Origin of the sequence: Tessaracoccus rhinocerotis, from assembly GCF_007197885.1 — a bacterium.
GTDB classification, from domain to species: domain Bacteria; phylum Actinomycetota; class Actinomycetes; order Propionibacteriales; family Propionibacteriaceae; genus Arachnia; species Arachnia rhinocerotis.
Genome location: NZ_VKKG01000002.1, coordinates 598,388 through 619,281 on the forward strand (window position 1 = coordinate 598,388; position 20,894 = coordinate 619,281).

22 protein-coding genes are annotated in these 20,894 nt (G+C 69.8%); 15 read left to right on the forward strand and 7 right to left on the reverse strand.

Annotation, left to right across the window (positions count from 1 at the left end; translation table 11 throughout):
• The first annotated feature begins 52 nt into the window (after window positions 1–52).
• Entirely contained in the window at window positions 53–1,258 is a 1,206-nt protein-coding gene (locus tag FOJ82_RS07925) for a S49 family peptidase (RefSeq protein WP_143937910.1), read from the forward strand.
• A gap of 9 nt (window positions 1,259–1,267) precedes the next feature.
• On the opposite strand, the gene FOJ82_RS07930 is transcribed toward FOJ82_RS07925, so the two are convergent.
• Complete coding sequence (locus tag FOJ82_RS07930) at window positions 1,268–1,615, reverse strand: metallopeptidase family protein (RefSeq protein ID WP_143937911.1); 348 nt, start codon at window positions 1,613–1,615, stop codon at window positions 1,268–1,270.
• Between the two features lie 202 nt (window positions 1,616–1,817).
• Between FOJ82_RS07930 and rpsP the strand changes: the two genes are divergently transcribed.
• From rpsP to FOJ82_RS08000, 14 genes are all read left to right on the forward strand, one after another.
• The gene (gene rpsP / locus FOJ82_RS07935; RefSeq protein WP_143937912.1) at window positions 1,818–2,303 is read left to right on the forward strand and encodes a 30S ribosomal protein S16; all 486 of its coding nucleotides are present in this window, start codon (window positions 1,818–1,820) and stop codon (window positions 2,301–2,303) included.
• 1 nt (window position 2,304) lies between these two features.
• Entirely contained in the window at window positions 2,305–2,553 is a 249-nt protein-coding gene (locus tag FOJ82_RS07940) for an RNA-binding protein (RefSeq protein WP_143937913.1), read from the forward strand.
• Window positions 2,554–2,637: 84 nt separating this feature from the next.
• Complete coding sequence (gene rimM / locus FOJ82_RS07945; RefSeq protein ID WP_143937914.1) at window positions 2,638–3,156, forward strand: ribosome maturation factor RimM; 519 nt, start codon at window positions 2,638–2,640, stop codon at window positions 3,154–3,156.
• On the forward strand, window positions 3,153–3,845 hold the full coding sequence (trmD, locus tag FOJ82_RS07950; protein WP_143937915.1) for a tRNA (guanosine(37)-N1)-methyltransferase TrmD: 693 nt from the start codon (window positions 3,153–3,155) through the stop codon (window positions 3,843–3,845). Before rimM ends, trmD begins: the two co-directional genes overlap by 4 nt.
• Window positions 3,846–3,959: 114 nt before the next feature.
• Window positions 3,960–4,661, forward strand: a complete 702-nt coding sequence (locus tag FOJ82_RS07955; protein WP_246099795.1) for a succinate dehydrogenase cytochrome b subunit — start codon at window positions 3,960–3,962, stop codon at window positions 4,659–4,661.
• Window positions 4,661–6,664 carry a fumarate reductase/succinate dehydrogenase flavoprotein subunit gene (locus tag FOJ82_RS07960; protein WP_143937916.1) on the forward strand — a complete coding sequence of 668 codons (2,004 nt, stop codon included), beginning with the start codon at window positions 4,661–4,663 and terminating at the stop codon, window positions 6,662–6,664. Before FOJ82_RS07955 ends, FOJ82_RS07960 begins: the two co-directional genes overlap by 1 nt.
• Window positions 6,661–7,416, forward strand: coding sequence for a succinate dehydrogenase/fumarate reductase iron-sulfur subunit (locus FOJ82_RS07965; RefSeq protein ID WP_143937917.1), 756 nt, complete (start codon window positions 6,661–6,663; stop codon window positions 7,414–7,416). The genes FOJ82_RS07960 and FOJ82_RS07965 overlap by 4 nt, the downstream gene beginning before the upstream one ends.
• A gap of 185 nt (window positions 7,417–7,601) precedes the next feature.
• Complete coding sequence (gene rplS / locus FOJ82_RS07970) at window positions 7,602–7,949, forward strand: 50S ribosomal protein L19 (protein ID WP_143937918.1); 348 nt, start codon at window positions 7,602–7,604, stop codon at window positions 7,947–7,949.
• Between the two features lie 146 nt (window positions 7,950–8,095).
• A complete protein-coding gene (gene lepB, locus FOJ82_RS07975; protein ID WP_246099796.1) occupies window positions 8,096–8,911 on the forward strand; it encodes a signal peptidase I in 816 nt (271 codons plus the stop codon).
• Window positions 8,912–9,544: a ribonuclease HII gene (locus FOJ82_RS07980; RefSeq protein ID WP_143937919.1), complete on the forward strand. Its 633-nt coding sequence runs from the start codon at window positions 8,912–8,914 to the stop codon at window positions 9,542–9,544.
• The gene (locus FOJ82_RS07985; RefSeq protein ID WP_143937920.1) at window positions 9,541–9,852 is read left to right on the forward strand and encodes a DUF2469 domain-containing protein; all 312 of its coding nucleotides are present in this window, start codon (window positions 9,541–9,543) and stop codon (window positions 9,850–9,852) included. The genes FOJ82_RS07980 and FOJ82_RS07985 overlap by 4 nt, the downstream gene beginning before the upstream one ends.
• A gap of 74 nt (window positions 9,853–9,926) precedes the next feature.
• The gene (locus FOJ82_RS07990; protein ID WP_143937921.1) at window positions 9,927–10,304 is read left to right on the forward strand and encodes a YraN family protein; all 378 of its coding nucleotides are present in this window, start codon (window positions 9,927–9,929) and stop codon (window positions 10,302–10,304) included.
• Complete coding sequence (locus FOJ82_RS07995; RefSeq protein WP_143937922.1) at window positions 10,301–11,824, forward strand: YifB family Mg chelatase-like AAA ATPase; 1,524 nt, start codon at window positions 10,301–10,303, stop codon at window positions 11,822–11,824. Before FOJ82_RS07990 ends, FOJ82_RS07995 begins: the two co-directional genes overlap by 4 nt.
• Complete coding sequence (locus tag FOJ82_RS08000; RefSeq protein WP_185975676.1) at window positions 11,821–12,936, forward strand: DNA-processing protein DprA; 1,116 nt, start codon at window positions 11,821–11,823, stop codon at window positions 12,934–12,936. The genes FOJ82_RS07995 and FOJ82_RS08000 overlap by 4 nt, the downstream gene beginning before the upstream one ends.
• Here the strand turns inward: FOJ82_RS08000 and FOJ82_RS08005 are convergent.
• The 6 genes from FOJ82_RS08005 to FOJ82_RS08030 all read right to left on the reverse strand — a co-directional run bounded on the left by FOJ82_RS08005 (window position 12,923) and on the right by FOJ82_RS08030 (window position 20,889).
• A complete protein-coding gene (locus FOJ82_RS08005; protein WP_143937924.1) occupies window positions 12,923–14,146 on the reverse strand; it encodes a prenyltransferase/squalene oxidase repeat-containing protein in 1,224 nt (407 codons plus the stop codon). The genes FOJ82_RS08000 and FOJ82_RS08005 overlap by 14 nt on opposite strands.
• A 33-nt stretch (window positions 14,147–14,179) precedes the next feature.
• Window positions 14,180–16,096, reverse strand: coding sequence for a prenyltransferase/squalene oxidase repeat-containing protein (locus tag FOJ82_RS16175; protein WP_185975677.1), 1,917 nt, complete (start codon window positions 16,094–16,096; stop codon window positions 14,180–14,182).
• A 192-nt stretch (window positions 16,097–16,288) separates the two neighbouring features.
• A complete protein-coding gene (locus FOJ82_RS08015; RefSeq protein WP_143937925.1) occupies window positions 16,289–17,158 on the reverse strand; it encodes an ECF transporter S component in 870 nt (289 codons plus the stop codon).
• Window positions 17,145–18,713 carry an ABC transporter ATP-binding protein gene (locus FOJ82_RS08020; protein ID WP_143937926.1) on the reverse strand — a complete coding sequence of 523 codons (1,569 nt, stop codon included), beginning with the start codon at window positions 18,711–18,713 and terminating at the stop codon, window positions 17,145–17,147. The genes FOJ82_RS08015 and FOJ82_RS08020 overlap by 14 nt, the downstream gene beginning before the upstream one ends.
• Window positions 18,710–19,864, reverse strand: coding sequence for an energy-coupling factor transporter transmembrane component T (locus tag FOJ82_RS08025; protein ID WP_143937927.1), 1,155 nt, complete (start codon window positions 19,862–19,864; stop codon window positions 18,710–18,712). The genes FOJ82_RS08020 and FOJ82_RS08025 overlap by 4 nt, the downstream gene beginning before the upstream one ends.
• Window positions 19,864–20,889 carry a hypothetical protein gene (locus FOJ82_RS08030; RefSeq protein ID WP_143937928.1) on the reverse strand — a complete coding sequence of 342 codons (1,026 nt, stop codon included), beginning with the start codon at window positions 20,887–20,889 and terminating at the stop codon, window positions 19,864–19,866. Before FOJ82_RS08030 ends, FOJ82_RS08025 begins: the two co-directional genes overlap by 1 nt.
• Window positions 20,890–20,894 lie beyond the last annotated feature (5 nt).

Here is a 20,894-nt window from a genome sequence, read left to right on the forward strand (position 1 = left end):
GCCCGCCGGCGCTGCTTCACTGGAGGTTCAACAGCAACCCAGGAGGCGCCGCATGAGCTCGTCGAACAACCCCACCGACTCCCCAGCAGACATCCCGGTGCAGGCTCCGGGCACCGCCGGTTTCCCGCCGCCGGCCCACCGGTACCCACAACCCGCCCCCCAGCCCGAACAACCGGGAGGCTTCAAGCGCGGTTTCGGGAAGGGGATCGGGCTCGGGCTCGGGCTAACGGTCATGGTCACGGCGCTGGCCCTCGTCGGCGGCATCATGTCCGTCGTCGGGCTCGGCGTGCTGGTCGGATCCACCTCGGGGGAGGCCCAGGCCACCACCACGGAGACCATCTGGGGCGAGCCGGGCGCCGGCAACGAGTTGCGCGCCATCGACATCTCCGGCGCCATCATGACCTCCGCCGCCGACGGTGGCCTGCTGGCCGCGGGCACCTACGGCTACGAGGTGGCCGACATGCTCGACGAGCTGGACGCCGATGACGCGGCCGGTGTCGTCCTGCTCGTGAACACCCCCGGTGGGAGCATCACCGGCTCCCGGGCCATCTCAGACGCGATCGTGCGCTACCAGGAGCGCACCGGGCAGCAGGTGATGGTGCACGTCCAGGGGATGTCCGCCTCCGGCGGCGTCTACTCCACCGCCCCTGCCGACGTGATCTATGCCGACCACGGCTCCATCATCGGGAGCATCGGCGTCATCTACGGTCCCTTCGAGCACTACGACGGCGTCGTCGCCACCAGCGGCTCCCTCCTGGAGGCCGGTGTCACCACCACCGGCGGGATCACCCAGGAGTACATCACCCGGGGAACCGGCAAGGACGCGGGCCAGCCCTTCCGGGAACTGACCGACGGCGAGCGCCAGATGTTCGCCGACCTCATCCAGCCCGAGTACGAGCGCTTCGTGGATCACATGGCCACCCACCGCGGCATGGACGCGACCCGCATCGTCGAAGAGTACGGCGCCGGTATCTTCGAGTCGGGCAAGGCGGAGGAGCTGGGCTACGTCGACGGGACATTGGGCCGCGACGAGTTCTACCGTGAGGCGGCCGAGCGTGCGGGCCTCGACCCCGACGACACCGCCGTCGTGCGGCTCGCAGCGCCGAGCGCGTTCGAGTCGCTGTTCGGGGTGGAGCGCGTCCTTGGCCAGTCGCCGGCCCTGCAGCCAGCTGCCGGACAGGCGTTCGTGAACGCAGGGATCTGCGGTGGGCGTGCCCCGCTGGTGTTCACCGGAGACCTGGCCGCGGTCTGCGGCTAGGGGAGCGGCTCAGCCCCAGCCCAGTGCGTGCAGCCGTTCCTCGTCGATGCCGTGGTAGTGGCCCAGTTCGTGGAGGAGGGTGATCTCCAGCTCGTCCAGGAGGTCGTCCTCGTCCTCGCACATCCGGGTCAGCGGGCCCCGGAACAGCACCACGCGGTCCGGGAGCTGGCCCAGGCCGTAGCTGGTGTCGCGCTCGGTCAGGGCGGTGCCCTCGTACCAGCCGAGCGTCTCGGAGCCGTCGTCCGGTTCGTCCTGGCTCACGATCACGACGTTGTCGAGCCCGTCGAGCAGCTCGGGAGGCAGGTTCCCGAGCGCCTCGTCCACCAGTTCGTCGAACCGTTCCTCGGGCAGATCCATGCCCCAGAGACTAGTACCGGGTCAACTTTTGGGCGAGAGGGCCTGAATCTGGCAGAATGTCTGATGCACTTGTGCTCGTTGGCGCCCTCTAACTCCGACAGCACGGTCCAACCGGCTTTGCGAGCGGCGTGCCCCACACGCAGCACGCACACCACACGACTCGTCTGGGACCCAGACAAAACACACAGGAGAACCCACACCAGTGGCAACCAAGATTCGTCTGAAGCGGTTCGGCAAGATCCGCTCCCCGCACTACCGCATCGTCATCATGGACTCCCGCGCGCACCGCGACGGCCAGGCCATCGAGGAGATCGGTCTCTACCACCCCAAGAACGACCCGTCGGTCATCAAGGTGGACTCTGAGCGCGCACAGTACTGGCTCTCCGTGGGCGCCCAGCCCACCGAGGCCGTCGTCGCGATCCTGAAGCGCACGGGTGACTGGCAGAAGTTCACCGGGGACACCTCCCCGTCAGGCATCGACCCGCAGCCCGAGCCCCGCGACCGCGAGGCCGAGTTCGCGAAGGCCCTCGCCGAGGACGGCGACGCCACCTCGCCCGCCATCTCGAAGGCGAAGGCCAAGGCGGAGGAGAAGGCCGCCGACGAGGCCAAGGCAGCAGAGGCCGCCAAGGCCGCTGAGGCAGCCCCCGCAGAGGCCGAGGCCACCGAGGCCCCCGCCGACGAGGCCTGAGATGCTGGCTGAGGCGCTGGAGCACCTCGTCGCGGGCATCGTCTCGAACCCCGACGACGTGCACGTCAAGGACAAGGACCTTCGCCGTGGGCGCCTGTTGGAGGTCCGGGTCCATCCCGACGACGTCGGAAAGGTGATCGGCCGGCAGGGCCGCACCGCGCAGGCGCTGCGCACCGTCGTGGGTGCGCTGGCTGGCAACGAGCAGGTCCGGGTCGACTTCGTCGACGTCGACCGCCCGCGCCGTCACTGAGGGCGTCGAGACAAATACCGCGAGTGCCCCGGATCACCACGATCCGGGGCACTTCGCATCCGTAGACATTCAAGGAGGACGTCCGTGGGCGACGTGGTCGAAGTCATCGTGGGACGGGTGGGGCGTGCCCACGGCATCAAGGGCGGTGTCTCCGTCGACGTGCGGACGGACGAACCCGGGCGTCGGTTCGTGCCGGGGGCGAAGCTGCGCCGCGGCGACGGCGGAGAGCTCGAGCTGGGCAGTGTCGCCTGGCAGCGGGGCAAGCTCGTGGTGACCTTCGTCGGCCACGCGGACCGCACCGCGGTCGAGGCGCTGCGCGGCGTGGAACTGCTCGTCGACGTGCCTGCCGACGAGCAGCCCAGCGAGTCCGAGGAGTACTTCGACCGCCAGCTCGTGGGGCTGCGGGTGCTCGATGCCGAGGGTGCCGAGGTGGGCACCGTCGCCGACGTGCTGCACCTGCCCGCCCAGGACGTGCTGCAGCTGGACACGCCCGCGGGGGAGCGGCTCGTGCCGTTCGTGAAGGCGCTGGTGCCGGACGTGGACCTCGGGGCCGGAACCGTCACCCTCGCCCCCGTGACCGGGCTGCTGGAGGACGTGGAGTGAGGCTCGACGTCGTAACCATCTTCCCCGACTACCTGGCCCCGCTCTCGCTCTCCCTGGTGGGCAAGGCCATCTCCTCCGGGATCGTCGACCTGCAGGTCCACGACCTGCGCACCTGGACGCACGACCGCCACCACACCACCGACGACACGCCCTACGGCGGGGGAGCCGGCATGGTGATGAAGCCCGAGCCGTGGGGCGAGGCTCTCGACGCGCTCGTCGAGGCGGACCCGACGCCGATGACCATCGTCGTCCCCACGCCTGCCGGTCGACCGTTCTCGCAGCGCCTGGCGCACGAACTGGCCGAGCGGCCCCGGCTGGTGTTCGCATGTGGACGCTACGAGGGCATCGACCAGCGCGTCCTCGACGAGTTCGCCGAGAACCACGAACTGGTCGAGGTCAGCCTCGGGGACTACGTGCTCAACGGCGGTGAGGTGGCCGTGCTCGCCATCACAGAGGCCGTGGTCCGGCTCCTGCCCGGCGTGGTGGGCAATCCCGCCTCCCTGGTGGAGGAATCCCACTCGCTCGAACACGAGCTGCTCGAGTACCCGAACTACACAAAGCCACCGGTGTGGCGCGGACGTGCGGTGCCGGAGGTGCTGCTCAGCGGGAACCACGGGTTGATCGCGCAGTGGCGGAGGGAACAGGCCCTCGAACGCACCCGGCAGCGCAGGCCGGACCTGCTCGACTGATCGTCGAAAGTACTTTCGCTAGGCAATTCATGCCTAAATCGGAAATGCGCGACATCGGCAGTTCAAAGGCCCCGGCGTCAAACAGTCGGGTGCCATGGGGATAGAGTGACACCCGTGGCAAACATACTCACAACTCACCAGCGGGCGGTGCGCTCCAGCGTGGTGAAGAAGGTCATCATGGCGGTGACCGGAATCATCATGATCGGGTTCCTGCTCATGCACATGTACGGCAACCTGAAGATGTTCCAGGGGCCGGAGTCCTTTGACGGGTACGCGCACTGGCTCAAGGGCGACATCCTCTACCCGATCGTTCCCAAGGGCGTGTTCATCTGGATCTTCCGGTTCGGCCTCACTGCCTCCGTGATCCTGCACATCTGGGCCGCCGTCAGCCTGAGCCGCAACACGCTCAAGGTCCGCGGCAGCGGGTACCAGAAGTTCCGTCCCCAGGCCCAGACCTACTCCGCGCGCACCATGCGCTGGGGCGGCGTCATCGTCGCCGGCTTCATCATCTTCCACCTGCTGCAGTTCACGGTGAAGGTGATCACGCCCGGATTCGACCCGAACGCCGGGCCCTTCGAGATGTTCCTGCTGACCTTCCAGCAGTGGTGGATGGTGGTCCTGTACGCGGTGCTGATGGTCGTAATCTGCATGCACGTGCGCCACGGATTCTGGAGCGCCTTCGTGACGCTCGGCGCAAACTCCTCGCCGCGTTCCGGAAAGATCCTCAACTGGCTCGGGATCGGCGTCGCCGTCGCCCTGTTCATCGGCTTCATGCTTCCGCCGGTGGCCGTACTCTTGGGATGGATCACGAACTGATGACTGAGACAACAATGACCCCCGCAGACTTCTACACCGAGGGTGTCGACCTCGTCGACACAAAGGCCCCCGACGTCGAGATCTCCAAGATGTGGGAGACCCGCAAGTTCCAGGCCCGCCTCGTGAACCCGGCCAACCGTCGCAAGCTGTCGGTCATCATCGTCGGCACCGGCCTCGCGGGCGGCGCCGCCGCTGCGACGCTGGGCGAGGCCGGCTACAACGTCCTGAACTTCTGTTACCAGGACAGCCCGCGCAGGGCCCACTCGATCGCCGCCCAGGGCGGCATCAACGCGGCCAAGAACTACCGCAACGACGGCGACTCCACCTATCGCCTGTTCTACGACACGGTCAAGGGCGGTGACTACCGCGCCCGCGAGACGAACGTCTACCGGCTCGCCGAGGTCTCCGCGAACATCATCGACCAGTGCGTTGCGCAGGGCGTGCCGTTCGCGCGCGAGTACGGCGGCCTGCTCGACACCCGCTCCTTCGGCGGCGTCCAGGTGCAGCGCACCTTCTACGCACGCGGCCAGACCGGCCAGCAGCTACTCATCGGTGTCTACCAGCAGCTGGAGCGCCAGGTGGCGGCCGGCACCGTGAAGATGCACACCCGCCACGAGATGGTGGAGCTGATCGTCGTGGACGGCCGCGCCCGTGGCATCGTCACCCGCAACATGGTCAACGGCAAGGTCGAGGCGTGGACCGCCGACGCGGTGGTGCTCGCCACTGGCGGGTACGGCAACGTCTTCTTCCTGTCCACCAACGCCATGGGCTGCAACGTCACCGCCACGTGGCGCGCGCACCGCAAGGGTGCCCACTTCGCCAACCCCTGCTACACGCAGATCCACCCCACCTGCATCCCGGTGCACGGCGAGACCCAGTCCAAGCTCACGCTGATGTCCGAGTCGCTGCGCAACGACGGCCGCATCTGGGTCCCCAAGCGCGCCGAGGACTGTGCCAAGGACCCCCGGGAGATCCCGGAGGAGGACCGCGACTACTACCTGGAGCGGATCTACCCGTCCTTCGGAAACCTCGTGCCGCGTGACATCGCCTCCCGCCAGGCGAAGAACATGTGCGACGAAGGCCGAGGCGTCGGTCCCGCCGTCCGCGAGCTGGATCCCGACGGCAACGAGAAGCTGGTCCGCCGCGGGGTCTACCTCGACTTCGCAGATGCGATCGAGCGCCTGGGCCAGTCCGCGGTCGCCGGCAAGTACGGCAACCTCTTCGACATGTACCAGCAGATCACCGGTGAGAACCCGTACGAGGTTCCCATGCGCATCTACCCGGCCGTGCACTACACCATGGGCGGCCTGTGGGTTGACTACGACCTGCAGTCCTCCATCACGGGCATGTACGTGTGCGGTGAGGCGAACTTCTCCGACCACGGCGCCAACCGCCTGGGTGCCTCGGCACTGATGCAGGGCCTGGCCGACGGTTACTTCGTGCTGCCGAACACCATCAACGACTACCTCGCCGATGCGCCGTTCGAGAAGCTCGCGGACGACCACCCCGACGTCGTCGAGGCCGTCACCTCGGCGAAGGCCCGGATCGACAAGCTGCTGTCCATCCAGGGCACCCGCTCCGTGGACTCGTTCCACAAGGAACTCGGCCACATCATGTGGGAGTACTGCGGCATGGAGCGCACGGAGGCCGGCCTGATCAAGGCCATCGGACTCATCCGGGAGCTGAAGGAGGAGTACTGGAGCAACGTCCGTGTCACCGGCGTGAACGAGGACTTCAACCAGGCTCTCGAGCGCGCGGGTCGCGTCGCCGACTTCTTCGAACTCGGTGAACTGATGTGCATCGACGCCCTGCACCGTCGCGAATCGTGCGGCGGCCACTTCCGCGCGGAGTCCCAAACCCAGGACGGCGAGGCGCTCCGCCACGACGACGAGTTCCTCTACGTCGGCGCGTGGGAGTGGGGTGGTGAGGGAAGCAAACCGATCCTCCACCGCGAGCCCCTCAACTACAAGGCAATCGAACTGAAGCAACGGAGTTACAAGTGAAGCTCAAGCTACGAATCTGGCGTCAGGCCGGGCCGAACGCCACGGGCCGAATGGTTGACTACGACATCGACGGCGTCTCCGAGGACATGTCGTTCCTCGAGATGCTCGACCTGCTCAACGAGAACCTCACCGAGGCCAACCAGGAACCGGTCGCCTTCGACCACGACTGCCGTGAGGGCATCTGTGGCATGTGTGGCGTGGTCATCAACGGCGTCGCCCACGGCGCCGACAAGATGCGCACCACCACCTGCCAGCTCCACATGCGGTCCTTCGAGGACGGCGCCACCATCGAGATCGAGCCCTGGCAGGCCGGGGCCTTCCCGGTGCTGAAGGACCTCGCGGTGGACCGCACCGCATTCGACCGGATCATCCAGGCCGGCGGCTTCATCTCCTCCAACACTGGCTCTGCGCCTGACGCGCACGCCACCCCCGCCCCCAAGCTCGAGGCGGACGTGGCCTTCGACAACGCCACGTGCATCGGGTGCGGAGCCTGCGTGGCGGCCTGCCCGAACAGCTCGGCGATGCTGTTCACGTCGGCGAAGATCCAGCACCTCGCGCTGCTGCCGCAGGGCCAGCCCGAGCGGTACTCGCGCGTCAAGTCCATGGTGGCCCAGCACGACGCCGAGGGCTTCGGCAACTGCACCAACATCGGTGAGTGCGCCGCCGTTTGCCCGAAGGGCATCCCGCTGGAGTCCATCTCCCAGCTGAACAAGGACCTCGTGAAGTCCCTGTTCATGAAGGACGGCAAGTAGTCCCACGAACCATTCGGGCGGGCCGGGGCACACGCTTTGGCCCGCCCGAGTGCGTTGTGGCATAATTCGTAGCTGTTGCCAGTGGGCAACCCACTCAGTCCCAGCTCCTGCCACGGGGGGATCGTCTGGGGTGGGTGAGAATCCGAACCAACCGCGGTGACCTGTGGCACTGACGAGGACACATCATGACCAATCTGCTGATCCAGGAGCTCGACAAGGCTTCCCTGCGCGACGACCTCCCGGCCTTTCGCGCCGGTGACTCCGTGAAGGTGCACGTCAAGGTCGTCGAGGGCACCCGCTCCCGCGTCCAGGTGTTCGCCGGGGTCGTCATCGCCCGTAATGCCGGTGGCATCCAGGAAGCCTTCACCGTTCGCAAGGTGAGCTTCGGCGTCGGCGTGGAGCGCACGTTCCCGCTGCACAGCCCCATCATCGACAAGATTGAGGTAGAGCGTCGCGGCGACGTCCGCCGCGCGAAGCTGTACTACCTGCGCGGCCTGCGCGGCAAGGCAGCCAAGATCCGCGAGAAGCGCTGATCCCAGTCTCTTCAAGGAGCCGTCGGTCGTTGACCGGCGGCTCCGTCGCATTCCCGGGCGGAGTACCCTGCGAGGCGACCGTCCGGGCGGCGCTATGATCCAGTGGAGCGGTGCGGCCGCTCGTCGCAACTGAAGGGGCTCTACCTGTGCAAGCTGAACACCACCCGGGTGTCGAGGAACCGGCGGGGCCCCCAACCCCGAAGCGGGCGGCCGCGGACGGGAAGAAGCCCTTTGGGCGCCGCGCCCTGGGGTGGCTTGGAGAGGGCGCGATCATCGTCGTCGGGGCGCTGGTCATCTCCACCCTGCTGCGCGGCTTCGTGGCCCAGATGTTCATCATCCCCAGCGGCAGCATGGAGAACACCCTCCAGATCAACGACAGGGTCGTCGTGGCGAAGTTCGGTGGGTTCCAGCGCGGCGACGTCGTCGTGTTCGAGGACCCGCACAACTGGCTGCCCCCGGCACAGCCCAGCGACAACGGCTTCAAGCAGGCGCTGGAGTTCATCGGGGTGCTGCCCAACTCCAGCATCGAGCACCTGATCAAGCGGGTGATCGGGATGCCCGGTGACCACGTGCAGTGTTGCGACGCGGACGGCAGGATCACCGTCAACGGTATCGCCCTGGAGGAATCCGCATACCTCTACTCCGAGGCAGGGGTGCAGGTCGCGCCCGCGAACATCCCCTTCGACATCATCGTGCCCGCGGACCACGTCTTCGTGCTGGGCGACCACCGAAACCAGTCCGCGGACTCGCGCTGCCGCCTCACGGTCCAGTCCCAGGGCCAGCCCCCGGGAATGGCGGCGTTCGTCCCCACCGACAAGGTCGTCGGCGCGGCGGTGGCCATCGTCGCGCCCCTGGACAGGCTCTCCACCTTCTCCGTACCGGAGACCTTCGCCGGGGTACCGGACCCCGAGCAGCCCGCTCCGGAGAAGCCGGAGATCATCGAAGCGAACCCGGGGTGCTGAGTGTTGCGGCCGGGAAGAGGACCCTACGGGTACGAGAGGGCACTGGACAGGGCGGGGCTCTCGCCGGTGGCGGGGGCGGACGAGGCTGGTAGGGGCGCCTGCGCCGGGCCGCTGGTGGCTGCTGCGGTCATCCTCGACCCCAAGCGCCCGATCAAGGGCCTCGACGACTCCAAGGTGCTGACCGCGACGGCCCGGGAACGACTCGACGCCGAGATCCGCAGGCGCGCCGTCGCCGTGGAAGTGGCGGTGGTGACCCACACCGAGTGCGACGAACTGGGCATGCACCAGGCCGACCTCGCGGGCCTGCGGCGCGCCGTCGCGCGGCTGGCGGTGCGTCCCGCGTTCGTGCTCACCGACGGCTTTCCCGTCGACGGTATCGGCGCCCCCGGCCTGGCCATCTGGAAGGGCGACAAGGTGGCGGCCTGCGTGTCGGCCGCCTCGATCGTCGCGAAGGTTGCCAGGGACCGGATCATGACCCAGTACCACGACGAGTACCCCGACTACGGGTTCGCCGTCCACAAGGGCTACTGCACCGCGGCACACCAGCGGATGCTCGACGCCCTCGGCCCCTCGCCGATCCACAGGTGGCGATTCGAGAACGTGGCGAGGACGGCTAGAGTGGATTCACTATGAGTGCCGAGGACCTGGAGCAGTACGAGAGCAAGCTCGAGCTCGACCTGTACCGCGAGTACAAGGACGTGGTGAGCATCTTCACCTATGCCGTGGAGACCGAGCGCCGCTTCTACCTGTGCAATGCCGTCGACCTGAAGGTCCGCACCGAGGGCGGCGACGTCTACTACGAGGTCTCCATGGGGGATGCCTGGGTGTGGGACATGTACCGCCCGGCCCGCTTCGTGAAGTCCGCCAAGGTCCTGACCTTCCGCGACGTCTCCATCGAGGAGATCGCGCACTCCGACTTCCAGGTCCCCGACGACAAGTAGCCTCGCCCGCCCCCTGTGGACAAACACGCACGGCCACCCGCAACTCCCAGAGTGTGGTGTGGAGGTGGTCGCGAATGTCGATCAATACAAGGGCCAGAGAGCTGGCCCGAAGAGGTGAGGACCGCGCCGCGGCCTACGTCGAGGAACTCGGCTGGCGGGTCGTGGAACGCAACTGGCGGTGCCGCGAGGGCGAGCTCGACCTGGTCTCGCACGACGCCGCAACGGACACGCTGGTGTTCGTCGAGGTCAAGACGCGTTCGGGCACCGGCTACGGACACCCGCTCGAGACCATCACCTACGCCAAGGCAGCCCGGTTGCGAGGGCTGGCGATGGCGTGGCTGCGCGCGCGCGGGGCCCGGGCCCGCAACATCAGGGTGGACGCCATCGGACTGGTGCTGCCGCCGGACGGCAGCGAGGACCTGACCCACCTGCGCGGGATCGGCGAGCAGTGACCGCCTCCTCGTGGTCGGTCGCGCTCTCCGGCATCGAGGGCGCCATGGTGGAGGTCGAGGCCGCGCTCGGGGGTGGTCTGCCCCGCGTGAAGGTGGTGGGTCTGCCCGACGCCTCGCTGAACGAGGCCAAGGAACGTGTGAAGGCCGCCGTGGTCGCCTCGGGGTACGACTTCCCGCAGGTCCTGCTGACCATCAACCTGTCCCCGGCAGGGCTGCCCAAGCACGGCACCCACTTCGACCTTGCCATCGCCGCCGCCACCCTGGCCTGCACGGCCAAGCTCCCCGCGGAGCGGGTGCGTCGCTTCGTCTACCTCGGGGAGCTCTCGTTGAACGGGAAGGTGAGGCGGGTGCGCGGCATCCTGCCCGCGCTGCTCGCCGCATCCCGTGCCGGCTTCGAGAAGGCCGTGGTCCCCGCCGGTCAGGTGGGGGAGGCCCACCTGGTCCCGGGCCTGGAGATCTGGCCCGTCTCCCACCTGGGGGACCTGCAGGACGTCGTGGCGGGCCGGCCACCGAGGACGGACCTGGCGGAGGAGGCCGCGGACGGCCGCCCCCAGGACCGCGGACTCGACCTGTCCGACGTCCACGGGCACGCGGACGGCCGCTGGGTGATGGAGGTGGCCGCAGCGGGGCGCCACCACGTCTACCTGCACGGCTCGCCCGGGGTGGGCAAGACGATGCTCGCGGAGCGGCTGCCCGGCATCCTGCCGGAACTGTCGCCGCAGGAGGCGGTGGAGGTCTCCGCGATCCACTCGCTGGCGGGCGTGGACATCGGATCGCGGCTGCTCACCCGCGCGCCCTACGCGGACCCGCACCACAACTGCACCATGGCCAGCCTCATCGGCGGCGGCAGGGAGATCCGGCCTGGATCCATCTCCCTCGCCCACCGGGGCGTGCTCTTCCTGGACGAGGCCCCGGAGTTCGGGGCCAAGCTCCTGGACTCTCTCCGCACCCCGCTGGAGGGTGGAGAGGTGACCATCGCGCGGGCAAACCAGCAGGTCCGCTATCCGGCCCGGTTCCAGTTGGTTCTGGCCGCGAACCCGTGCTCGTGCGGCAACGCGGGCGTCGTGGGCCGGGAGTGCACCTGCCTGCCGATGCAGGTCCGGCGCTACCAGGAGCGGCTCTCGGGGCCCATCCTGGACCGGATCGACATCCGGCACCAGATGCTCCCCCTCAAACGGGCGTTCCTCGGTGAGGCGGTGGAGACCCCCGAGTCCAGTTCCGCAGTGCTGCAGCGGGTGCTGGAGGCCCGGGCAAGGCAGCAGGCACGCCTGAGGGAGACGCCCTGGAGCACCAACGGTGAGGTTCCCGGTGCCCACCTGCGCAAGCACCTGCCCTTGCCCTCGGACCTCGGCCCGCTCGAGCGTGCCCTGGCCCGCGGGTCCCTCAGCCATCGCGGGCTGGACAAGGTCCTCCGGTTGGCATGGACCGTCGCCGACCTGACGGGCAGGGAAACGATCTCCCCGGCAAACCTGCGGGTGGCGATGCAGATGCGGCAGGGCGAAGCGCTGGAGGCGGCGTGAGGCTCGACGAGCGAACCGCCCGGATGGCGCTGTGCGCGCTGCAGCCGATGGGAAACGTGGAGTTGTCGCGCCTCGTGGCCGACGAGGGCGCGGTCGCGCTCTGGCATGCCGTGCGCCGTATGGGGGAGGAGTCCCGGTGGGGCCGCAAGGCCGCCTCGATCGTCCCCGAGGAACTGGCTGCCTGCACCCGGGCCTGCGGTGCCCGGTTCCTCGTGCCCGGCGACGACGAGTGGCCGGCGGGGCTGGCGGACCTCGGCGTGGCCACGGCCACCGGCGATGGCGGTGGCCCGCTCGGGCTGTGGGTGCGGGGCACCCTGGACCTGGGCGAGGCGGGGTCCGGCGTCTCCCTGGTGGGTGCGAGGGCCGCCACGGGCTACGGACTGCACGTCGCGACGGAGTGGGCCGCCGACCTGGCGCTCGCAGACCGCCTCGTCATCTCGGGTCTGGCCTTCGGGGTCGACGCGGCGGCACATCGGGGAGCGCTGCAGGCTCGCCGTCCCACGCTGGCCGTCATGGCCAGCGGGGTGGACGTGCCCTATCCGGTGGCCAACACCACGCTCATGAACGCAATCGTGGACAAGGGGGCGGTGGTGTCCGAGGTGCCGCCCGGCACGCATCCCGTCAAGGCCAGTTTCCTGGCTCGCAACCGGCTGATCGCTGCGCTGGGTGCTGGGGTGGTGATCGTGGAGGCGGCGGCCCGCTCCGGTGCCAAGAACACCGTCTCGTGGGCCAACGACCTGGGCCGCGTGGTGATGGCGGTTCCCGGTCCGGTGACCTCGTCGATGTCCGCCACCCCGAACAGGCTGATCAGGGACACCGCGGCAGTGCTGGTGTCGTCGCCGGCAGAGGTACTCGCGCTGCTCGGCCCGCTGTCCCCACAGGACGAACTGCCCCTGCAGGGTGAGGACTCGCGCTTCGACAGGCTCGCGCCCGACCTGCGGCAACTCAGGGAGGCATTCAGGCCCCGGGAGGAGGTGGGCGTGGCCGAACTCTCCTCCCGGACCGGCCTCGGGGTCGTCGACTGCCTGGCAGGGGCCGACGAACTGGCAGAGGCCGGCTGGTTGGAGGCCACCGGACACCAGACCTGGCGGTTGCCCGTCAGGCCTGGGTGAACCGCACCGTGTTGTTGAAGACCCAGCCCTCCTCCATGGCGTAGGTCCAAGTGCCGCCTGCGGTCTGGGTGCTGGACACGAACCGGGCGCGGATGTAGCTGCGGCACGAGCCGCCACCGGAGGAGACCGTCTCGCAATCCGTGCGCCACCGGCGGCCGTTGTACTCATGGGTGCCCTCAACGCTGTAGACGTCCCAGTGCACCAGGGCCCAGAGGGCCTGCGTGGTGGCCCGCAACCACTGGGTGCGGTTCTGGGCAGGTCCATCGTGCAAGGCCTCGGCCGTGTAGGCGACCGCGCCGTCGTCGGCGCCACCGTCGACCTGCAGGGACCGTACGTAGCCGGCCGCCCGCGAGACCGACATCGGCCGCATCCCCGCCAGGGCCCGCGCCGCCAAACCGGTGGTGTTGGTGTTGGCGACGTCCGTGGACGGGCTGCCGATCCAGCTGCCGTCGGCGGCCTGGTCCTTCGCGAGCCAGGAGATCGCCTTGTCGAGCTCAGAGGTGACGTCGATGCCCTCGACCCGGTCCGCCGCGCGCAGGGCATGGATCGCCATGGCCGTGACGTCCCGGTCCGCACTGGCCGCCGGGGAATCGCACACGGTGGTGGACACGCCCAACCGGAAGTCACCGGCCGGGCACTGCTGCTGGAGCAGCGCCCGGACTGCGGGGCGGGGGTCCGTCCGGGTTCGCAGCAGGCCGAGGACGACGTACGCCTGGCCGAACGTGTTGGACGGCACCGTGGCGGCAGGTGACCGTCGCCTGCCCAGCATCCCGTCGACCAACTCGTCGCGGACCGCGGTCTCGAGGTCGACCCCGCCGAAGTCCCTCGTATCGGTGCCCGTCGCCTGTGCGATGACGAGCAGCTTCGCGAGGGCACCGCCGTCGGTGACCGTCACCTCACCGGCCCCCAGATGGCCGTACTCCCGCGCCGCGACGGCTGCCTCGAGCCGCTTGACGAACGGCGCCAACTGCTGCTTCGTGGCGCCGGCGGTCGCCAGCCCCAGCACCGCGTCGGAGGTGAGAGCCCAGTCCACGGTTCCGTCGAACTTGGGGAGCGCGCCGTTGTCGGCCTGCTCCATCAACCAGCCCGCCGCCCTGTCGACCGGCGTGACGGGGCTGCTGTCCGCCTCAGCCGCTGCCGGCAACAGCCCCAGCAGCAGGGCGGAGACTGACACCATGGCCAGGGCGATGCGGGATGGTCGACGTCGCACGGGGTTCCTCTCGGTGGTGGCTCGGCCAGGTCCTCAGCGACTGAAGCGGACCATGTTGTTGAAGACCTCAAGGGTCTCGTAGTGGTATGCGTCACCGGTTCGCTGGACGACCCGTGCTTGCACGTAGCTGCGGCACCCGTTCTTGCCGGTCACAGCAGTATCGCACTCCGTGCGCCACTGCCGACCGTCCTCGGCCGTCCAACGGCCGCTGTGGCCCAGGGGGTTGTCCGCCCAGGAGGATCGGGGGGAGGCGACGTAGGTGAGGTTGTTGAACTGCCAGCCGTTGACCGGCACGAACACCCCGGACGCCTCGTGCACCGTCGTGCCCCAGATGTAGGTCCAGCACCGGGTGGTGAGCGAGTAGGGCTCGCACACCGTCATCCAGTTGCGCCCGCCCGAGGTGTGGAAACCCGGGGTCTCGTACAGGTCGCGGCCCCCGGTGGCGGGAGCGGTGCTCGTGACGGTTGCAGTTGCAGTTGCCGTCGCGGTGGCCGTGACGGTCACTGTCGGTGCAGGAGACGGTGTTTCGCTCTGGTCGGGTTCGGGTGCCTGCTGCGGGGCGAGAGCGAACAGCGCTTGGGAGGTCGCCCGCTGCCACTGGGAGCGGGAGCCGGTGATGGCGCCGTCCCCGAAGGCGGCCGCGTCGTAGGCGACCGCGCCGTCGTCGGCTCCGCCGGAGACCTGCAGGGACGCGGTCCACGCCGCGGCCTTCCTGACCGAGTCGGTCGCGAGCCCGGACAAGGCGTGGGCGACGAGTCCGGTGCTGTTCGTGTTGGGGCTGGCGGTCCAGCGGCTGCCGATCCAGGACCCGTCCGCTTTCTGGTCGGAGACCAGCCACTCGACTCCGGAGTCCAGCGCCGCGGCCACCTCAAGCCCGCTCGCGGCCGCAGCGCGCAGCCCGAGCACGGCCAGCGCGCTCGCGTCCCGGTCGGCGTTGCCCGCGTCGGTGGTGCAGGGCGTGGCAGCCGGGAACAGCCGGAAGTCCCCGCTCGGGCACTGCTGGGCCACCAGGAAGTCAGCGGCCTCCGTCACGGGCCGGTCGAGCCCGGCGAGGGCCATGACCGCGTAGGCCTGCCCGAAGGTGTTGGCACCCTTCAACTGACCGTCGACCAGTTCCGACTCGAGTGCGGAGACGAGGTCGCGACCGCCGTAGGAGCTGGGATCGGCTCCCGTGAGGGAGGCGATCAGGGTGAGCTTGGCGACGCCACCAGCGTCGACGTAGGTGTTCTCGCCGTCCACCAGGAAGCCGTAGCTGCCGTCCCTGACGGCGCCCTGCACAGCCTCGAGCACGGGCGCCAACTGCTCCTCGCCTGCGCCAGCGGCCACCAGGCCGAGGACTGCGTCGGTGGTCAGGCCCCAGTCGGGGTTGCCGAGGAAGTTGGGCAGGGCACCATCGGTGGTCTCGCCCAGCAGCCAGGCCGTGGCCCGCTCGGCAGGGGTGGCCGGGTCCGCGCCAGGGCCGATCGGCCCGGGGCCGGTGGCTGCCAGCGGATCCAGCGCCGGAGGCACCGCGTCCTCGGCGTAGCTCTCCTGGAACACCCAGGCCTCGACGGAACCCGCCTGCGGCCTGCTGTCAGCCATGCCGAACTCGGAGAAGGCCCATTCCCCGGGGGAACCGTCCTGCGGTGCGAGCGTCCAGTAGGACCACCAGTACATCGAACCGGCGGCGTCGGAGGCGTCGGGCCTGCCGGCCAGGTGGGTGATGAAGCCGGCGTTGTCGGTGATCTCCACGCCGGCCGAGACGAGGGCCTCCTCGCCGGTGCCGAAGTCGACGGCGCAGCCGGAGTCCGCGACCTCGCCGCGGATCTCGACGTGAACCCACACCAGGCCGAGGTCGATGCACTCAGTGGCGGTGTTCGGCGTGGCGGCGCGGGCGCCCACGGGCGCCAGGGCCAACAGGAGGAGGAGTGAGAGGAATGGAATGAGGCGGTGCCTCAGCAGGGTTGCCAACGAACGGTCCTTCCGCGTTTGGCTCGCGTCGCCGTTCAGGCGGGGTTCCGCAGATCGCGACGGAGCATCCAGTCGCAGGCTTTGGTCCGACTCCCCGTCCTGGGACGAGTTACGGTTGCGCGTCAGTTCCGGGATCTCACCGGATTCTCTGCCTGCTGCGGATCAACCTAGCACCACCGCAACCAAAGGCCCTCAGCAGGGGTCGGCAATGACACGCGCCATTCCCGAAGCGCGCCTCAGGACGCCCAGGACGGGCCTGCCGAGCAGCAGGAGGGCAACGGTCGTGGTGATGGCCCGGCCGGTGTCCCAGCCGGCGGTGGAGGTGACCAGGGTGAACCATCCGAAACGCACCAGGTTGTCGCCCGGGGGTGCCCCGGGGACGTAGTCCAGGCTCCCGGACCCGCCCGGGTACCCGTCGATGCTGATCCCACTGATGAACGGCCAGAACCACAGGTTCATCAGGGCCCCGAACAGGTACGCGGCCACGATGCCGTACCCGATCAGCACCAGGAGCTCGGCCCGGCCGCCGAGCTTGCGGGGGAGGAGCCCGGCACCCAGGCCGACCCAGGCCGCGCACAGCATCTGGGACGGCAGCCAGGGGCCGACGCCGGCGGTCAGGAGGGCGGAGGCGAACATGGAGGTGAATCCCAGCAGGTACCCGAACCCCGGCCCGAATGCGCGTCCGGCCAGCACCAGCAGGAAGAAGATCGACTCAACGCCCGCTGTCCCGGCGCCCAGGACCGGTCTGATGGCGGCGTTGATGGCGGAAAGCACCCCGAGCAGCGCCAGCGCCTTCGCGTCCAGACCGCCGTCGCTGATCTGCGCGATCACCAGCATCAGCACCACGGGCAGCAGGAACGCGAACACGTAGGGCGCGTCGTCGGCGTGCTGCGGGGCGACGTCCACCGCAGGCATCAGCAGCGGCCACGCGATCGTGAACAGCCCGATCACCGAACTGACGATGATGATGCTCCACGAGCGCCAGCCCAGCTGGACGCCGACGACCGGTGCCGCAACGTCCACCAAGGGGGAGGTGCGGTCGGTGTGCTCAGTGGAGGGCATCGAGGAACTCCTCGACGGTGAGCAGGGGCACCGGGTTGGTGACCTTCGCCACCTGGGTGGCGAGCAGGGCGGATCCCGGCAGGACGTCGCGGGTCGGGCCGTCGGAGACCACCTCGCCCTCGGCCATGACCACCACCCGGTGACACGTGGTGGCCACCAGCTCCACGTCGTGCGTGGCGACGACGATGCTGTGGCCCTGTTCGGCCAACTGGGTGAGGATCCCGTTCAGGGCCTGCTTGGCCGAGTAGTCCAGGCCGCGCGTCGGCTCGTCCAGCAGGATCACGCCCGGGCGCCGCGACAGCTCCGCAGCCAGCACGACTGCCAGCTTCTGGCCCTCCGAGAGGTCGCGCGGATGTGACTGGGGGTCGATCCCGGGGACCAGCTGCTGCAGCACCTCCAGCGTGCTGCCGGGGGCCAGCTCGGCCTCGGCGTCGGCATTCGCGCACTCCGCCGCGACGGAGGCCAGGTACAGCAGGTCCGAGGCGGTCTGGGGCACCAACGCAACCTGTCCCGCCTCCGCGCCCCTGACGGTGCCCGCATCTCGTCGGCCGGCGCCGTGCAGGGCCCACAGCAGGGTCGACTTGCCCGAGCCGTTGCGGCCCATCAGGGCGGTCACCTCGCCGCGGCGGAGGGTCACGTCGACGCCGGCCACGGCCACCACCTGCGGGTAGCGCACCACGATGCGCTCGGCCGCGAGCGTTACGGGACCGGCCCCGGGCGGTGCCGGCAGCGTGGGTGGCTGCTCCACCCAACCACGGCGCGCCTCGGCGGCGTGGCGCCTTCCCTCCCGGATCGTCAGGGGCAGCGGGTCCCATCGCTGTCGGACGCCGAGCTCGACCAGTGGGGGGCGGATCGGGGAGCCCGCCAGAACCTCGCGCGTGGGCCCGTGGGTGACACTCCCACCGGCGTCCACCCGCAGCACGCTGTCGGCGAACTCGATCACCCGCTCCATCCGGTGCTCGGCGATCACCACGGTGGTGCCGAGGTCGCGTACGAGTCGGGAGACGAGCGCCAGGACGTCCTCGGCCGCCACCGGGTCGAGTGCCGACGAGGGCTCGTCGAGGACGAGGATCCGGGGCGAGGAGGCCAGCACGCTCCCGATGGCCACGCGCTGCTGCTGCCCGCCCGAGAGGTTCCGCAGCGGGCGCCCGCGCAGGTCGGCTATGCCCAACAGGTCCAGCGTCTCCTCCACTCGGCGCCGCATCTCGGAGGGCGAGAAGCCCAGCTGCTCCATCGAATAGGCCAGCTCCTCCTCGACCACGTCGGTGACGAACCCGGCCAGCGGGTCCTGCCCGACGTAGCCCACCGTGGTGGCGAGCTCGCGCGGGAGGAGACTCGTGGTGTCGATCCCGTCCAGCAGGACCCGGCCGCTGCGCACCCCGCCGGTGAACTGTGGCACGAGGTTGTTGATGCACCCGAGGAGGGTCGACTTGCCGCTGCCGGTGGGTCCGATCACCAGCGCCAGCTCCCCCTCGGGGATCTCGAGGTTGACGTCGCGCAGCCGCAGGGCGTCGCTGTTCGCGTACCGGAACGAGACCTGCTCAAGGCGAATCATGAAAGTCCTTCCGCCGTGTTCAGGACACGGACGTCGGCGAGGCTGGGCGCCGGGGTCAGGAACGCGGGCAGCGCGGCGGCCAGGAGCCCCAGCAGCAGCCCGGTGGTGAGCTCCGGCCACGTGGGCGGGCTGATCGCCGGCACCAGGACGGCCGCCTCGGCGGAGCGCTGGGTGATGGTGACGGCCGCGACCATGGCCGAGCCGCAGAGGACGACGAGCCACTCGGCTCCCTGCCAGCGGATCGGACGGTAGGTGGACTTGTTCACGGTGCGGCCCGCGCGGCGCATGGCCAGCGCCACCAGCAGGCCACCGGCAAACAGCAGGCCCAGCGAGACCACGTTGAACCCGAGCAACGTCGGGCCCGGAGCGGTCCGGGAGAGGTGCAGGTACGCGCCGACGGACACCACGACGAGTCCGGCCAGGCCGATCGAGGTGGTCCAGCGGCGCTCGTTTGTTGAAGCCGTCCCGTGCCGGCCGTACCCCCGCACGTCCATCGAGGCAGCCAGCCGAAGCGACCGTTCGAGGGCGTCGGACAGGACGGGGATGAGGATGGTCTCCACCACCTTGTGTCGCCGCCGACGGCCCCGGCCGGCGGGCGAGCGCCGCAGCTTCCGGGCCCTGTGCACGCGCAGGACCGACTCGCCCAGCTGCGGGAAGACACCGATGGCCACGACGAGGATGGTTCCCAGCTCGTACAGGGCTCCCGGCAGGGAGGCGAGCAGGCGCTTGGGGTTGGCCAGGGAGTTGGCCGCGCCCAGGCAGATGATCATGGTCGCGAGCCGGAGGCCGTCGTAGAGGCCCGCCAGCACGGCTTCCAGGGAGATCGGGCCCAGCAGGCGGATGCCCTGCACCCACCAGGGCAGCGGCACCTCGGGCAGTTCCAGCAGGACGGTGGGGCCGTCACCACCACCGAAGAGGACGCGGAAGGCCACCCGCACCACGACGATCGCTGCGCCGAGCACCAGGTAGACCATGAAGCCGCGGGCCCAGGGGTTGTCGCCCCGCCGTGCGAAGGTCACCAACGACGCCACTGCCACGATCGCCGCGAGTAGCAGCGGATTCGTGGTGCCGTTGGCCGCCACCGCCAGGGCGATCGCCCACACCCACCACGCGAACGGGTGGATGGGACGTGGCAGGAAGTAGCGCCCCATCACACGAGGTTGCGGCGGCGCCACCACACGACGCCCCCAGCCGCGGCGATGCCTGCCACGGCGCTGAGGCCGACGAACGTGCCCATCCCGGGGCCACCGCCGGAGGTCGTCGCGGCCACGGTGGGGGCTGACTCCGTCGCGCTGGGCTCCGGCGTCGTGGACTCCCGCACCTGATCACCCACGGTCTCGGGTGAGGGACTGACGGTTACTGAGGGGGTGGGCCCGGCCGAGGTGCTCGTGGAGCCGGCGGCTGTGGGCGTCGGCGCAGGCTTGGATGTGGGGGTGGGCGATGGCGTCCGGCGCGAGGTGGTGCCGCTCGCCGTCGGCTCGGGCTTCGTGGAGGCGCTGCTCGACGAGGCCGGCGGTGCGGGATTGGCCGTGGTCGGGGCGGGTGGGGCAACCGTGCTCGGGGCCGGAGCGGTCGTGGTCCCGGGCGGTGCGGGGGGAGCCGGGCTGGTCGGGCGCTGTGACGGTTCCGACTCGGGGATGGCAGCTGGCTTGACGCCCGGGGGCGGGTTGGAGCCCTCCGTGCGTCCGAGGGAGAACGACCAGCCCTCGTACCCGCCGGGCTGCACGGACCGCGCCGCGCCGAGTTGGGAGAAGGTCCACTGGCCGCCCGGCTTGGCGTGCCAGTAGCTCCAGAACGCGCCGTCCGGCGGGGTGGCGATGCAGTTCTCCCGGTAGGCCTGCCCGCCGACGGTCAGGTCCTCGTCGGCGGCCGGCCTGTTGTTGATGCGGCACACGAAGGAGGCTCCGTCCTTGACGGTGCCGGCCGGGATGAACCCGGCTAGCTGCAGGGCTTGCAGCCCCGTGCCGCCGGTTGGGGGGAAGTCCTGGGCGCATCGCACCACGACGCCGCCGCCGAGCTCCTGGTGGTCCACCACGACGGTGACGCCGGAGGCGTCGGTGCAGGGGCCGTCGTGGTGGGCGGCCTCGGCCGTCGGGGCGCCCAGCCAGGCACCGAGCATCGGCAACATGACCACCAGCAGCCCCGCCGACCAGCGACGTACGCCTTGAGCTCCCATCCGTT

What these genes read in the sequence shown, in the direction of transcription:
- rplS (WP_143937918.1), top strand. Translation starts at nt 7,602, where the DNA reads ATGACCAATCTGCTGATCCAGGAGCTCGACAAGGCTTCCCTGCGCGAC.
- FOJ82_RS08030 (WP_143937928.1), bottom strand. Translation starts at nt 20,889, where the DNA reads ATGGGAGCTCAAGGCGTACGTCGCTGGTCGGCGGGGCTGCTGGTGGTC.
- FOJ82_RS08020 (WP_143937926.1), bottom strand. Translation starts at nt 18,713, where the DNA reads ATGATTCGCCTTGAGCAGGTCTCGTTCCGGTACGCGAACAGCGACGCC.
- FOJ82_RS07990 (WP_143937921.1), top strand. Translation starts at nt 9,927, where the DNA reads ATGTCGATCAATACAAGGGCCAGAGAGCTGGCCCGAAGAGGTGAGGAC.
- FOJ82_RS07930 (WP_143937911.1), bottom strand. Translation starts at nt 1,615, where the DNA reads ATGGATCTGCCCGAGGAACGGTTCGACGAACTGGTGGACGAGGCGCTC.
- FOJ82_RS08025 (WP_143937927.1), bottom strand. Translation starts at nt 19,864, where the DNA reads ATGGGGCGCTACTTCCTGCCACGTCCCATCCACCCGTTCGCGTGGTGG.
- FOJ82_RS07985 (WP_143937920.1), top strand. Translation starts at nt 9,541, where the DNA reads ATGAGTGCCGAGGACCTGGAGCAGTACGAGAGCAAGCTCGAGCTCGAC.
- FOJ82_RS07940 (WP_143937913.1), top strand. Translation starts at nt 2,305, where the DNA reads ATGCTGGCTGAGGCGCTGGAGCACCTCGTCGCGGGCATCGTCTCGAAC.
- FOJ82_RS07925 (WP_143937910.1), top strand. Translation starts at nt 53, where the DNA reads ATGAGCTCGTCGAACAACCCCACCGACTCCCCAGCAGACATCCCGGTG.
- FOJ82_RS08015 (WP_143937925.1), bottom strand. Translation starts at nt 17,158, where the DNA reads ATGCCCTCCACTGAGCACACCGACCGCACCTCCCCCTTGGTGGACGTT.
- FOJ82_RS07960 (WP_143937916.1), top strand. Translation starts at nt 4,661, where the DNA reads ATGACTGAGACAACAATGACCCCCGCAGACTTCTACACCGAGGGTGTC.